We start from the raw sequence: 13,838 nt of genomic DNA, 5'->3' as shown, positions 1-13,838 counted from the left end.
ACTATGCCATTTTCGTAAGTGCTTCCTTCATTTCTGGATAAACATCAGCTGTTTTATTTGCTATAAAATCAAAACAAACCAAAATCGATTCTCCTTTGGTTTTTGTAATGCCGTTTACCTGTAAATCATAAGTCATGGTAAAACTTTTGTTACCAATATGACTCACATTAATGAAGATATTCGGTTCATCGTGCAGAAAAACAGGAGCAAGGTATTCAACTGTATTTTTAACCAATACTATACCTTGTTTTTTCCAATCCCATTTCTGATCAATAACTTGTTCGAAGTAATGCATACGCGCCATTTCGAAATAACTGAGGTAAACAGCATTGTTTACATGTCCCATCATATCACAATCGGCAAAACGTACTTGAATTTTAGCTGGCTTTATCATTATCTAAACTCTCGTATTCGGAATTATTACTCTTAAACTCTGGAACTATAGCCTTCATACTTCCAACAATTTGGTAATTATCCTGGTTATCAAATAAGGTTATTAACTCCTCCACCTTCTCAATATTGTTCATATCTACCTGAGGTAGTATGGCTTTTAATATTTGAGGGTGATGTGTTTCTATCGTATTCTCTGTATTCGAAAGTAGCTCTTCATAAAGTTTTTCACCTGGTCTTAGTCCGGTAACTTTTATACTTATGTCTTTACCTAACTCTAAACCACTTAAACGTATCATCTTCTTGGCCAAATCCATAATTTTCACAGATTCACCCATGTCGAAAACAAAGATTTCTCCACCCTTCCCCATGGTTCCTGCTTCTAAGACCAATTGACATGCTTCAGGTATGGTCATAAAGAAACGCGTCACCTCCTTATGGGTCACCGTTATTGGTCCTCCCTGATCAATTTGCTTTCTAAACAAGGGAATTACAGAACCATTCGAACCCAAAACATTTCCAAACCTTGTGGTAATAAATTGAGTTTTAGAGTTAACATTAATGGCTTGAGCAAAGAGCTCGGCAACACGTTTAGAAGCCCCCATTACATTGGTAGGATTGACGGCCTTATCTGTGGAGATCATCACAAATTTATCTACACCATATTGGTCGCTTAATTTCACCAAATTACGCGTTCCCTTAATGTTGGTCAACATGGCCTCAGAAGGATTCTCTTCCATTAAAGGTACATGTTTGTAAGCCGCAGCGTGATACACCATTTGAGGCTTACGGGTACGGAAAAGTTTATCCATGCGGTGGTAAGATCTTATATCTCCTACTACCAATTCAAAATCATGAAAATCTAGGTTATTGATGAGTTCATTTTGAAGATCGTACAAAGGAGATTCGGCCTGATCTAACAAAATCAATTTCTCAGCTCCATACCTTGTAAGTTGTCTTACCATACCGCTACCAATAGACCCTGCAGCTCCAGTAATTAACACAACTTTTCCTTGTATATCTTCTTTTATCTTCTCCTCATCTAGAACAATTTGTTTTCTTCCGAGTAGATCTTCTATCCTCACCTTTTTAATTTGTTTGGTAGAAAACTCCCCGTCTATCCAGCTTTTAACCGAAGGCACATTTACTACATCCACCTCCAACTTTAACGCTCTTTCAATGATTTCCTTCTTCCTATTGGCGTCGGGTTTCTGAATGGCTATAATCAATTCATTCACCCCTTCCTCTGACACGAGTTTTTCCAACGAACTGGTGTGGTAAATGATTTTACCCTCTAACCTATTGCCTTTAAGTTTTTTATTATCATCTAAAAAGCCAATAATTTGATAATCGGTCAAAGTATCTTTCTCTATGGTTCTTTTGGTAATTAAACCAGAAACTCCTGCACCGTATATCAATACACGTTTGGATATTTTCTGTTTGTCTTTCACCTTATCGAGGTGCAAACTTTTTACGGCAAACCTACTTGCTGTTAGGAGTACTAGCGACACAAAAAATTCGATAATCAGAACAGAGGTTGGAAATAAAAAGTACTCATCAATTAAGGTATATCGAAACAAGCCCACTACGCCAAATAACAAACTTGAACTCAGCACGGCTAAAAACAGTCTTTTTAAATCTTCTGTTGAAGTATACCTTACTAAACCCTTATGAACCTGATAAGTATAAAAAACCAAATACTTAATCAATAAGAAAACAGGTAGAGAAAAAACAACAATGGAAAGCTCTGCTTTTATTTCGACAACATCTGAATAGAAATCAAAACGAATTAAATATGCGATCACCAGAGCCAAAAAGGAGATGAATAAATCTCCCAATATGATTATCCACCTGGGGGTACTCGTACTTGGTAATTTCATAAATAAAGTAAATAGTGCTTGTGGGCAAAGATAAAATTAATGTAATTAAAGTTAGGATTTCAATAAAATTGATTGATGCTTAACGAAAGTTATTAATTTTGCGCCCTCGGCTATTAAGCGAAGAAACTAGAGTTATAATTGTAAACGCCCACTGGGATAGTTTACCCTAAAAAGCACGATTGAGATGAAAAATACAGCTTTAACACATGTGCACGAAGCACTAAACGCAAAGATGGTTCCTTTTGCAGGTTATAACATGCCTGTACAATATGAAGGAGTAAAGGTAGAACACGAAACTGTTAGAGAAGGTGTTGGTGTTTTTGACGTTTCTCACATGGGTGAGTTTTTTATTGAAGGTGACAAAGCCTTAGAGTTGATTCAAAAAATCTCAACAAACGATGCTAGTAAATTAACAGATGGAAAAGCACAATACAGCTGTATGCCAAACAATGATGGTGGTATAGTTGATGACTTAATCATCTACCGTTTCAACGCTGAAAAATATTTATTGGTAGTGAATGCTTCTAACATAGAAAAAGATTGGAATTGGATTTCTTCTCACAATACTATGGGAGCTAAAATGACGAACGCTTCAGAAGAATACTCTTTATTGGCGATTCAAGGACCAAAAGCTGCAGAGGCAATGCAAAGCTTAACGAACACTGATTTGGCAAACATCAAATTCTACACTTTCGAAGAGGGAACTTTTGCTGGAAGAGAGAATGTGATCATTTCAGCTACAGGTTACACAGGTTCAGGAGGATTTGAAATTTACATCAAAAACGAAGATGCTGAGCACGTATGGAATGAAGTGTTTAAAGCTGGGGCTGTCTTCGGAATTAAACCTATTGGTTTAGCAGCACGTGATACTTTGCGTTTAGAGATGGGATACTGTTTATACGGAAACGACATCAACGATACAACTTCTCCTTTAGAAGCTGGTTTAGGATGGATTACAAAATTCACCAAAGATTTCGTGAACGCCGATGCTTTAAAAGAACAAAAAGAAGCAGGTGTTAAACGTAAGTTAGTTGCCTTCGAAATGGTTGAAAAAGGTATTCCAAGACACGACTACCCATTGGTTGATGCTCAAGGAAACGAAATAGGTATAGTTACTTCAGGAACAATGTCGCCTTCTTTAAACAAAGGAATAGGATTAGGATATGTTACCGTTGAAAACGCTGATTTGGATACGGAAATTTTTGTTGCGGTTCGTAAAAAGAACGTAAAAGCAAAAGTGGTAAAATTACCTTTCTACAAAGGATAAAATTTAGTACATTAACCAACGGGTATTGAAGTTTCAATACCCGTTTTTTTATGGTATGAAAAAAGCAATAGTAATAGGTTCTGGCATAGGAGGTTTGGCCGCAGCAGTACGTTTGGCCAAAATTGGTTGTAGTGTAGATTTATTTGAAGCCAATCCCTTTATAGGTGGAAAAATAAACAACAAACAGATGGGAGAATATAGGTTTGATACTGGACCTTCTGTTTTTACAGCACCTAATTATATTGAAGACCTTTATGCTTTTGCCAACAAACCCTGTCAACTCCCCTACAAAAAAATTGGAGAAGGATTCAGGTATTTCTACCCCGATGGAACACGCTTTACCCTTCCCAACTCACGAGAAGAACAAGTAAATTTGCTTTCTGAAAAGTTAGGTGAAAACCCTGTTACTTTAAATCAATATTTAGACAAAGCAGCGCGTAATTATAAACTCATCGCACCTTTGTTTATAGAGAAGTCATTGCACAATTTCAAAAGTTTGTTGGGTTGGAAATTAGTGAAGGCCTTACTAAACATTCGCCAGTATGCTTTATCTGAAACCATGCACAGCGAAAACAAAAACTTCTTTTTCAATCCTAAAACGCTTCAGTTCTTCAACCGTTTTGCAACCTACAACGGAAGTGATCCTTACAAAGCTCCAGCTATGCTGAATATGATTTCCCACCTTGAGGTAAATGAAGGTATTTATTTACCCGAAAAAGGCATGCAACAAATTTCGAGTGCTTTGGGGAAACTCTGCAAAGATTTAGGCGTGAAATTTCACCTAAATGAGAAAGTAGAGGAAATAGAATTAAACGGTAAAGACATCAGTGGTATACGTACTAAAAATGGCCTTTATTCCGCCGATATCATTGTTTCTAATATGGACATTAACTTCACCTACGAGAAACTTATGCCCAAGGTTAAAATTCCTCGCAACATCCTAAAACAAGAAAAGTCCAGCTCGGCTGTAGTTTTCTATTGGGGAATTAAAAAGGAATTTCCTGAATTGGGGCTACATAATGTCTTTTTCAATTCTGATTACAGAGATGAATTCAATACTATTTTTGACGATAAACAAATATATTTCGACCCAAGTATATATATAAACATCACCTCTAAAGAGGTACCTGGTGATGCCCCAAAAGGTTGTGAGAATTGGTTTGTGATGGTGAATGTACCGCACAATGTAGGACAAGATTGGAAAGAAGCCATACCTACCCTACGCAACATTATTATCTCGAGGTTGAACAAAGAGTTGAAGGTGGACCTTAACACACTTATAGAAGTGGAAGATGTTATGAGTCCTGTAAGTATAGAAAAAGATTACTTTGGAAAAATGGGTGCAATTTACGGCAACGCTAGCAACAATAAATTTGCCGCTTTTTATAGACACTCCAACAAACACAAGAGCATTAAAGGACTCTATTTCGCTGGTGTTTCTGTTCACCCAGGAGGTGGAATACCACTTGCTTTAAATGCAGCAAAATTAGCTGTAGAATACGCCAAAAAGGACTTTAAACTCTAGTAGTTATTCCTCTTCTACCCTGCGTATTCCGTTTTCAGGAAATCTACCTTCAAATTGGCTTAAGGTAGCTTTGATTTCTGCGATATCAGCATCGACGTCTTCTGTCATTTCAAAAGGTTTTAAGAAGCCCCCTTTTTTGTTCTTGTAGTCTAAATAACAAATGTAAATAGGAACCTTTGCTCTTTTAGCGATATAATAGAAGCCTAATTTCCAATTCGGGTTATAGCTACGGGTTGCCTCTGGAGTAAAAATCAGGAACATCTCTTCATTGTCCGTAAAATAACGCACCGCTTGATCGGTAAAATTATGGTTCTTGTTTTTTCTATCCACAGGGATTCCTCCTGCTCTTTTTAAAAACCATCCTAGCGGACCAACAAAAAGCTCTTTTTTAATGAGAAACTTAGCCTTAACCTTGTAGGAACGCAGCGCTAAATACCCGATTACAAAATCCCAATTCGAAGTATGTGGCCCCACCACAATCACCATTTTCTTTACACCAACAGGAGCTGTTTTGTCTACATCCCATCCTGCTAACCTTAATATTCCATTCCAAAATGACATAGCACAAATGTACATTTTTTTCAGTGTTTCAAGGAGTTAAAAAATCAACATCAAAACAGGAAATAAGTTATTTAAACTAAAGCTTTAAATTCCCTTTACGCCCCGAATATTTGGCTATTTTTGTAATTACAAGAACAAGCAATGCAGAAGATCAAAAACTTACTTGTTGTACTGAGCCTGATTTCCTTTTCATGGATCTCACTTTATGTTTTCAAAGAAATCAAGGCCTATACTCCAGAAAAATTGGAGAATCATTTACCTCAAGACACTTACTTCGCATTAAAAGTCAACAATAAAAAGTTATTAGGTCCTGTAATCAGCGACATTATTTTCAAGCAAAAACTAAGACGCAAGGACCTTATTAAACTAGACAAATCAGAAAAAGGTGATTTCAACGATGTGATGAAACATCTTTTCCCAAAAAATGAACTTTTACTATTTCAGGAAAAATGGAACGACAAGTTTATAACTGCCATTTTATTTAAGCCACAAACACCACCTTCAGAAATAGCCGAAATTAAAGACTTCCCCTACTACATAAGCTTTCATAACGACTTAGCCTGCTTGGTGATTTCTGACACCAATGATGTAGAATTTACACAAGAAATTAGACAACACATAGATAATTTACTGGTACAAGACCTCATAAAATCTCCCGCTCGCAGTAAATTTGTTCAAGCAAAAAATAAGGAAGATCAAATACAGGTATATATTTCTGGAGATTTGGAAAGTAATGTTCAAGAAAGTATTTCTGCGGTTAACCTTATCGCTAACAAAATTGAACTACGAGGGATAGGTACAAAGAATCCTGTGAAAGTAAAGCAAGGTCAAAAATTCCATTATATCAAGGAAGATACAAGCTTGGTAAATACGGTTACTGGAGAACTTCCAGACACCTTGAATTACTACTTTACCAGCAGCTTAAAAATGCTTGGGATACCTTCTACCAACATCGTTTCTACCCAATTTCACTACAAGGGAGTAAAACTAAAAACGGATCACACGCAGTTAAAGTTATTACCAGAATACAACGGTGTATTCCGTTTTGAGGATAGTTTGCGCGTAGAAGATTTTCAAACAAAAGGAATAACTGTAGATGAATTTGGTAAAATGGAATTTCCTCCTCTAAAAGTTCTCGGCGAATACTTTTATGTACTGCATTTAAGTGCCAACGAACTCTATATAGGGATGGATGAAAACCCTGAAATTATTAGCACTCCTAAACCCAAGGAGTTTGAGTTAAAAGGAGATATTAAAGATTTATTGACGGTGGATACAGATCCCTTTATGTTGGGCATACTCAACAACTTCCCTTTGTATAAAAACTCTCGCACTCTCCTGGACAATGTAGAGCATTTCGAAATCTGTGCCCATGAGGTAGAAAATAATCAGTTGAGAATTGAAGGAGAACTTCGATTTAAAAACCAACAAGAAGCGAGTGTACAACTGGTAAAGTACCTACTCTCTTTTATTCACTAAAAAGTTGCTGAAAGTATTGAGGAGCTCCTAAGAGTCGAGAACCATACCAAGAAAAATACTCTCCATCTACCAACAATATTTCCGCCTTCGGAAAAAGCATTTGAAGCTCTAAGCTGTGTTTTTCTTTAAAAGGAAAGGGTTCTGAACTCAACAATATCATTTCTGGTTGAGGCATTAAATTAGCAAGTTCCAAAACAGGATACCTCTCCTCTTCCAAAATATTTATAGCACCTAGATGGTCTTCCAAAATATGATGGACAAAGGTATTGGGACCAACCCCCATATAAGGATCTTTCCAAATCAGATACAACACCTTTTTGTTGAGATGAAGCGGTTTTAACTTTTGAAACTCTTTGGTAATGTCTTGACATAATCCTTCCGCTTTCTGCTTCACATCAAGCATTTCCCCGAAGGAATTAATCATGGAAAGACTATCTTCCAAATTAAAGATATCCGACATCCAAACTGGAGCTATTTCTTCGAGCGAAAGAATATCTGACTTTTCATTCTCCTCCTTATTCCCGATAATCAAATCAGGTTGAAGGGCTTTTACCTTTTCTAGGTTTACATTTTTAGTACCACCAATGCGGGTTTTATTTCTGAACCACTCCTCTGGATGTATGCAGAATTTGGTAATCCCCACAACTCTATCTCCTAGGCCTAAATCGTAGAGCAATTCGGTTTGTGAGGGCACTAACGAAACAATCCGCTCAGGCACTTGGCCCAGGCGGATTGTTCTATGCATTTGATCAATAAATTCCATGTTATGCTATCGCGTCTATGATATCGTAACGAGTAATTATATTGTATTTTCCGTTGTCTAATTTCACCAATACTGCTGGAGTATCTCTGTTGATTAACTTTGAAATCTTATCAATGTTTGCAGAAGCTTCTACAACAGGTAAAGGATCTTTCATTACTGAAGAAATAGGATCATCAACGATGCTTGGGTTGTCGATTAACAATTCAAAAATTGTTTTATCATCTACCAAACCTACAAACTCTCCGTCTTTCATTACTGGAATTTGAGAGATCTTGAAATCACGCATTTTAGAAACAGCATGAGAAATTAACTCTTCACTCATTAAAGAAACTAAAGGTAAGTTAGCATGACTTTCAATTAAATCCAATGCTGTCTTTTTTGTCTCTTCCAAGAAACCTCTTTCGCGCATCCAATCGTCGTTAAACATTTTACCTACGTAACGCGAACCATGATCGTGGAATAAAACAACCACAACATCATCTTCTGTCAACTCCTCTTGTAACTGCAACAAACCTTTGATGGCCGCACCTGCAGAGTTTCCAACAAAAATTCCTTCTTCACGTGCCAATCTACGTGTGTAAATAGCAGCATCTTTATCCGTAACCTTTGTAAATTTATCTATGATATCGAAATCTACGTTTTTCGGTAAAATATCTTCACCAATCCCTTCAGTGATGTAAGGATAGATTTCATTTTCATCAAAAATTCCTGTTTCGTGGTATTTTTTAAATACAGAACCGTACGTATCTATACCCCAAATTTTAATGTCTGGATTTTGTTCTTTCAAGAATTTACCTACTCCTGAAATCGTTCCTCCAGTACCTACACCTACAACAAAGTGAGTAATCTTACCTTCTGTTTGCTCCCAAATTTCTGGTCCAGTTTGTTCGTAGTGTGCCTGACGATTGGCCAAGTTATCGTATTGGTTCACATACCAAGAATTTGGTGTTTCAGCGGCCAATCTTTTAGAAACAGAATAGTAAGAACGTGGATCTTCTGGCTCAACTGCAGTAGGACAAACAACCACCTCTGCACCTACGGCACGCAAGATGTCCATCTTTTCCTTACTCTGCTTATCTGCCAATACACAAATTAGTTTGTAGCCCTTTGCAATTGCTGCTAGCGCCAATCCCATACCTGTGTTTCCTGAAGTACCTTCGATGATGGTTCCACCTGGTTTGATCCAACCCCTTTCTTCTGCATCTTCAACCATTTTCACGGCCATTCTATCTTTTACAGAGTTTCCAGGGTTTGTAGTTTCTACTTTGGCCAATACCAAAGCTTTAACGTCCTTAGTTAATTTGTTAATTTTCACCAAAGGAGTGTTTCCTATGGTTTCTAATATATTGTTGTAATACTTCATATCAATTTGTTGTATTCTAAATACGCACACAAAAATAACAGTACTTTAGAAAAGCGAAAGTATGATGCGTGTTTATTTAAGACATGTTTACATTAAGCTAAAGTGGCAATGAACTCCATGGTGTTCACTCCATCAGCATAATCTTCTAACCCAGGGGTTTGAACAGAACCAAAAGGCAAATAGTTTTTCCCGACCACCGCTTGTATGTCTTCGGCTCTATCTTTTAAATATTGTTCCACCTCTTCTTGATTTTCATACCTATGGTAAAACAACACACCTATAGGAGAGAATAACTTGTCGTCTTCTTTAGTTAATAAAAACCCGTTCTCTAACAAGTCATCTTGGTTCATTAAATAAATGGCTCTGTAGTAATCATAGTTATTTGCATATTTATTATGATTGATGATTTCACCATAGCCTACAATTGCACCAAAAAATCTATCTAAATCAAAGTCCTTGGGCATTAACAACTGTGTTACATTTCGGCATCCTAAACCAAAGTGAGTAAAGATATCACTCCCCAAAGCTTCCAACTCCTCTTTGGTCTCCTCTCCAGTTAACACAGCCAAAGAAGTTCTTCCTTTACGTATGATATTTGGGTATGCACCAAAGTATTTTTCGAAGTATTGTGCAGAATTATTAGAACCAGTTGCGATAACAGCATCCGGATTTTTAAGGTTTCCTTGTACAAACTCTATGTACTCAAAAAATTGAGGATCAAATTTGGCCAACACTTCACAAAAGGCAGGAAGCAAGTGCTTATCTTCAGATGACAACTTACACACGGCTTTATTTCCAGAAAGTAAAACGCATAAAAAGTCGTGAAAACCTACCATAGGAATGTTACCTGCCATGATAATAGCGATGCGTTTACCTGTGGCTGTAAACTTATATTTACTCACCCACTCTATCAAAGCATCTTCTTGCAACATGGAAGCAAGGTTTCTCAAACTGGTTTGTACATTATCTTTTGAAAACCAACCGTTGTGGTGGATTTGTGTATTGATTACGCGTTGTAATTTTTCATATTCAGCAGCGGTAACACCTAATGCTGTACTTTCCCACTCTTTCCCTTCTCCTAAATGTTGCATAACCTTACCTAAGGCTACAAAAGCTTTAATGCGTTGCTCTATTGTCATATTGTTGTTAACAATGAATATTTTACAAATATTTTTCAAAAACGAACCAAATATAAGCTTGCTTCGTTTTATATTTGCAAACTTACGTTTTAACGTTTAAAAAATACAAGAGAATGGCAATAATGATTACGGATGAGTGCATCAATTGCGGAGCATGTGAGCCAGAATGTCCGAATAATGCAATATATGAAGGTGGAGCTGAATGGAATTACGCAGACGGAACATCTTTAGCAGGTATAATAACAACGCTTGACGGAGAAGAAATGGAGGCCGATCAAGACCACGAACCAAAAGATATGGATGTATACTACATTGTATCTGACAAATGTACGGAGTGTGTAGGTTTCCACGATGAGCCTCAGTGTGCTGCTGTTTGTCCGGTTGACTGTTGTGTAGACGATCCTGACTTCGAAGAATCAGAAGAAGAATTGTTAGCGAAGAAAGACTTTATGCACTTAGGTGAATAAAGAAAAGATACAAGAATAGAAAGCTGCTCGATTGAGCGGCTTTTTTTATGTCCATTAAACAAGTCATAAAAGCAAGAATTTCATTCGCATTAGCGGTAGTACTGGAAAGCCTGGAGTTTTTTTACTGTAGAAAAGCAGGAGAAGGAAAAGCGGTTGAGCTTTTTAGGCGACTAACTTTTTTAAGTGAAAAACGAAGCCTTGAAGGGGATGACGCGGTATTTTACTTACTGTAGTTTACGGAAGGAAGGAAAATGAATGCCCAAAAAAAGGGAAAGACCATAAGCTCCTTCCCTTTGAATATTTTTGGACTACTTCGTATTATTGTTTCACCACCTTTTGTGTATCTAACACCTCTCCTTCTTCACCAAAGGCCTTTAAGATGTACATCCCTTTTTGAAGGTCATCTGTAGCGATAATGGTTGAAGTAACATTTTCGGTAACTACAGTTTTAACCACTTTACCAGAAAGATCGTAGATTTCAATTTTCTCAACAGACTCTGTTAGGTTGTCAATTTTCACCTCTGTGTTAAACGGGTTTGGAGAAATAGTTAAAGTCAAATCCTCTTCTACTTCTTCTGTACCTATTGTTTGATCAACGAACATAGCTCCAGATTGCGCAGTTTGACCTTGAGAAGTAAGCGATGAGAATTGTAAGATATAACCATGAACTCCCGCTGCGTACCATGCATAAACTTCCGTGGTTGTTGTGGCATATACTTGGCCCATATATGCATCTTCTATTGTAGAGGTAACGTGAACACGCAAAGCATTTTGGTAGGTCTGATTCGGTAAAATCAAGGTACCTTCTCCATCTATGGTAACTGTAGTAGTTCCTGTTCTATCTATGGTCATTCCTTGCCCTGTCATGGTTGCAGTAAAAGCATCCGTTTGCGCATCATTTAATGTCATAGGAAAGAACATAGCTAATTGAGGATCTGAATAAACGATATCTGCACCCGTCACTTCAATTCCGTGTACCAAAACGCTATTTGCCGTGAGGTCAACAAAGTTAGAAGTTACACTTGTCTGTCCCCCATTTACAGCTGTAGTAACATAATTAAAGTTAGCACCAGGATAATTTGCATTCGATGCAAAAACTTCTGTTTGAGCGGTAACATTTGTGGTAGTGATATTTGAAAAATCCCACGTTTGGTTTGCACCAGCTGATCCAGGATTAACATAGTCTACCCCAACGATATCAACGACTTCTCCCATTACCGGGCTTACATCTGAAGAACTAAGGGTTGTTTGTGCGCATAAGACACCGGCGCTGAACAGCGCTGCTGAAAGTATTAAGTGTTTCATAGTATTGATTTATAACGTTGCGTTAAAATTAATAATGATTCTCAAGAATTTGAGGGATGAACTAAGAAAAAACTCAGGGTATGGTTAAATGAAGTATGTGAAAAACATTCCTCTCAACTTTGTATTTACTCCATCGCATGAGCTGTAGTACAGGAAAGCCTGGAGGTTTTTGATGTAGAAAAACAAGAGAAAGAAAAGCGGCCAAGCTTTGAAGGCGACGAGTTTTTGTAGTTAAAAGAGGAAGCCTTGCAAGGAATGACGAGGTAGTTTACGCTTTGGAGTTTATGGAAAAGAGAAAACTACATGCCCAAAAAAAGGGAAAGAACCTAAAGCTCCTTCCCTTCCTAATATTCTGTAGATAAAACTACTGCTTACGCGATGTTTTCTATCACCATAGCAGAAGCACCACCACCACCATTACAAATACCAGCAGCACCGATTTTACCATTGTTTTGTTTCAATACATTGATCAAAGTAACCAAGATACGAGATCCTGAAGAACCTAGTGGGTGACCTAAAGCAACCGCACCACCGTTCACGTCAACTTTGTTGGCATCAATTCCTAAGATTTTAGTGTTCGCTAAACCTACAACAGAGAAAGCTTCGTTTAATTCCCAGAAATCAACATCATCGTTAGTTAAACCTGCTTTTCCTAATGCGATAGGCAATGCTTTAGCTGGAGCCGTTGTAAACCATTCTGGCTCTTGAGCTGCATCTGCATAAGCAACGATTTTCGCGATAGGCTTCAATCCGTGCTTTTCAACAGCCTCTTTAGAAGCTAAGATTAAACAAGAAGCTCCGTCATTTAACGTAGAAGCGTTGGCTGCAGTAACTGTTCCGTCTTTTTGGAATGCTGGACGCAAGCTCGCGATTTTATCCATTTTCACATTCTTGTATTCCTCATCTTCAGCAACGATAATAGCGTCACCTCTTCTTTGTGGAACCTCTACAGGAACGATTTCATCTGCGAATTTACCTTCTGACCAAGCTTTTGCAGCTTTTTCGTAAGAAGCGATAGCGAAAGCATCTTGCTCTTCTCTTGAGAAGTTGTGCTCAGCTGCACATTTCTCAGCACAGTTCCCCATGTGGGTATTGTTGTAAACGTCAGTTAAACCATCTTTAACCATACCGTCTACCATTTTCATATCACCTAATTTTGTTCCTACTCTACCTTGAACGTAGTGAGGAACCGCACTCATGTTTTCCATACCTCCAGCAACAACGATGTGGTTGTCACCCGCAAGAATACTCTGAGCTGCAAGGCTAACTGCTTTCATTCCAGAAGAACATACTTTGTTAATTGTAGTACATGGAACGTTTTCTGCTAAACCAGCTCCCATTGCCGCTTGGCGTGCAGGTGCTTGACCTAAGTTCGCTTGTAGAACATTACCCATAAATACTTCATCAATCAATTCTTTGGCTACACCACCTTTGTCTAAAGCACCTTTAATAGCTGTTGCTCCTAATTGTGTTGCTGGAACACTAGATAAAGCTCCAAGGAAGCTTCCCATTGGCGTTCTTACCGCCGAAACAATATATACTTCTTTCATGTTTTTTAATTTCGATTTTTGCGAAAATAATAAAACTAAATGGTACCCTTATGGAAAAGCGATGGAACTTATCGACAAAGATGCACTTTTACACCGTAGGCTCTTGATAAATACTATGCTTAACACGCCAAATATTGGATAAAAAGTGC

At 37.6% G+C, this 13,838-nt stretch carries 12 protein-coding genes; 4 read left to right on the top strand and 8 right to left on the bottom strand.

The annotated features are described in order from the left end of the window. Nucleotide 1: 1 nt before the first annotated feature. Both BM327_RS02095 and BM327_RS02090 read right to left on the bottom strand, forming a co-directional pair. On the bottom strand, nt 2–394 hold the full coding sequence (locus tag BM327_RS02095) for an acyl-CoA thioesterase (RefSeq protein ID WP_090245803.1): 393 nt from the start codon (nt 392–394) through the stop codon (nt 2–4). Next, nucleotides 378–2,270: a polysaccharide biosynthesis protein gene (locus tag BM327_RS02090; protein ID WP_090245799.1), complete on the bottom strand. Its 1,893-nt coding sequence runs from the start codon at nt 2,268–2,270 to the stop codon at nt 378–380. Before BM327_RS02090 ends, BM327_RS02095 begins: the two co-directional genes overlap by 17 nt. 184 nt (nt 2,271–2,454) lie before the next feature. Here BM327_RS02090 and gcvT point away from each other — a divergent pair, with 184 nt between their 5' ends. Next, nucleotides 2,455–3,537 carry a glycine cleavage system aminomethyltransferase GcvT gene (gcvT, locus tag BM327_RS02085; RefSeq protein ID WP_090245797.1) on the top strand — a complete coding sequence of 361 codons (1,083 nt, stop codon included), beginning with the start codon at nt 2,455–2,457 and terminating at the stop codon, nt 3,535–3,537. Between the two features lie 55 nt (nt 3,538–3,592). Continuing rightward, nucleotides 3,593–5,062: a 1-hydroxycarotenoid 3,4-desaturase CrtD gene (crtD, locus tag BM327_RS02080; protein WP_090245795.1), complete on the top strand. Its 1,470-nt coding sequence runs from the start codon at nt 3,593–3,595 to the stop codon at nt 5,060–5,062. A 3-nt stretch (nt 5,063–5,065) separates the two neighbouring features. Here the strand turns inward: crtD and BM327_RS02075 are convergent, their stop codons facing one another. Next, entirely contained in the window at nt 5,066–5,623 is a 558-nt protein-coding gene (locus tag BM327_RS02075) for a 1-acyl-sn-glycerol-3-phosphate acyltransferase (RefSeq protein WP_170853639.1), read from the bottom strand. 141 nt (nt 5,624–5,764) lie between these two features. Here BM327_RS02075 and BM327_RS02070 point away from each other — a divergent pair, with 141 nt between their 5' ends. After that, nucleotides 5,765–7,102, top strand: a complete 1,338-nt coding sequence (locus BM327_RS02070) for a hypothetical protein (RefSeq protein WP_090245791.1) — start codon at nt 5,765–5,767, stop codon at nt 7,100–7,102. Here the strand turns inward: BM327_RS02070 and BM327_RS02065 are convergent. The 3 genes from BM327_RS02065 to BM327_RS02055 all read right to left on the bottom strand — a co-directional run bounded on the left by BM327_RS02065 (nt 7,092) and on the right by BM327_RS02055 (nt 10,367). Then, nucleotides 7,092–7,847, bottom strand: coding sequence for an ABC transporter substrate-binding protein (locus BM327_RS02065; RefSeq protein WP_262987293.1), 756 nt, complete (start codon nt 7,845–7,847; stop codon nt 7,092–7,094). The two genes, BM327_RS02070 and BM327_RS02065, sit on opposite strands and share 11 nt — an antisense overlap. A 19-nt stretch (nt 7,848–7,866) precedes the next feature. Then, the gene (locus tag BM327_RS02060; RefSeq protein ID WP_090245787.1) at nt 7,867–9,228 is read right to left on the bottom strand and encodes a pyridoxal-phosphate dependent enzyme; all 1,362 of its coding nucleotides are present in this window, start codon (nt 9,226–9,228) and stop codon (nt 7,867–7,869) included. A gap of 92 nt (nt 9,229–9,320) precedes the next feature. Beyond that, complete coding sequence (locus tag BM327_RS02055) at nt 9,321–10,367, bottom strand: acyl-CoA reductase (protein ID WP_090245785.1); 1,047 nt, start codon at nt 10,365–10,367, stop codon at nt 9,321–9,323. A gap of 113 nt (nt 10,368–10,480) precedes the next feature. On the opposite strand from BM327_RS02055, the gene BM327_RS02050 reads away from it, so the two are divergent. Then, nucleotides 10,481–10,834 carry a 4Fe-4S dicluster domain-containing protein gene (locus tag BM327_RS02050; RefSeq protein WP_090245783.1) on the top strand — a complete coding sequence of 118 codons (354 nt, stop codon included), beginning with the start codon at nt 10,481–10,483 and terminating at the stop codon, nt 10,832–10,834. Between the two features lie 318 nt (nt 10,835–11,152). Here the strand turns inward: BM327_RS02050 and BM327_RS02040 are convergent, their stop codons facing one another. Then, the gene (locus BM327_RS02040; RefSeq protein WP_090245777.1) at nt 11,153–12,139 is read right to left on the bottom strand and encodes a T9SS type A sorting domain-containing protein; all 987 of its coding nucleotides are present in this window, start codon (nt 12,137–12,139) and stop codon (nt 11,153–11,155) included. 371 nt (nt 12,140–12,510) lie between these two features. Further along, nucleotides 12,511–13,689, bottom strand: coding sequence for an acetyl-CoA C-acyltransferase (locus BM327_RS02035; RefSeq protein ID WP_090245775.1), 1,179 nt, complete (start codon nt 13,687–13,689; stop codon nt 12,511–12,513). Nucleotides 13,690–13,838: the final 149 nt, after the last annotated feature.

Origin of the sequence: Lishizhenia tianjinensis, assembly GCF_900116425.1 — a bacterium.
Classification (GTDB): domain Bacteria; phylum Bacteroidota; class Bacteroidia; order Flavobacteriales_D; family Crocinitomicaceae; genus Lishizhenia; species Lishizhenia tianjinensis.
This window is presented reverse-complemented; position numbering and strand designations above follow the sequence as displayed.

Excerpts from the sequence above, each read along its gene's own strand:
- BM327_RS02095 (WP_090245803.1), bottom strand. The coding sequence starts at position 394 with ATGATAAAGCCAGCTAAAATTCAAGTACGTTTTGCCGATTGTGATATG.
- BM327_RS02090 (WP_090245799.1), bottom strand. The coding sequence starts at position 2,270 with ATGAAATTACCAAGTACGAGTACCCCCAGGTGGATAATCATATTGGGA.
- gcvT (WP_090245797.1), top strand. The coding sequence starts at position 2,455 with ATGAAAAATACAGCTTTAACACATGTGCACGAAGCACTAAACGCAAAG.
- crtD (WP_090245795.1), top strand. The coding sequence starts at position 3,593 with ATGAAAAAAGCAATAGTAATAGGTTCTGGCATAGGAGGTTTGGCCGCA.
- BM327_RS02075 (WP_170853639.1), bottom strand. The coding sequence starts at position 5,623 with ATGTCATTTTGGAATGGAATATTAAGGTTAGCAGGATGGGATGTAGAC.
- BM327_RS02070 (WP_090245791.1), top strand. The coding sequence starts at position 5,765 with ATGCAGAAGATCAAAAACTTACTTGTTGTACTGAGCCTGATTTCCTTT.
- BM327_RS02065 (WP_262987293.1), bottom strand. The coding sequence starts at position 7,847 with ATGCATAGAACAATCCGCCTGGGCCAAGTGCCTGAGCGGATTGTTTCG.
- BM327_RS02060 (WP_090245787.1), bottom strand. The coding sequence starts at position 9,228 with ATGAAGTATTACAACAATATATTAGAAACCATAGGAAACACTCCTTTG.
- BM327_RS02055 (WP_090245785.1), bottom strand. The coding sequence starts at position 10,367 with ATGACAATAGAGCAACGCATTAAAGCTTTTGTAGCCTTAGGTAAGGTT.
- BM327_RS02050 (WP_090245783.1), top strand. The coding sequence starts at position 10,481 with ATGGCAATAATGATTACGGATGAGTGCATCAATTGCGGAGCATGTGAG.
- BM327_RS02040 (WP_090245777.1), bottom strand. The coding sequence starts at position 12,139 with ATGAAACACTTAATACTTTCAGCAGCGCTGTTCAGCGCCGGTGTCTTA.
- BM327_RS02035 (WP_090245775.1), bottom strand. The coding sequence starts at position 13,689 with ATGAAAGAAGTATATATTGTTTCGGCGGTAAGAACGCCAATGGGAAGC.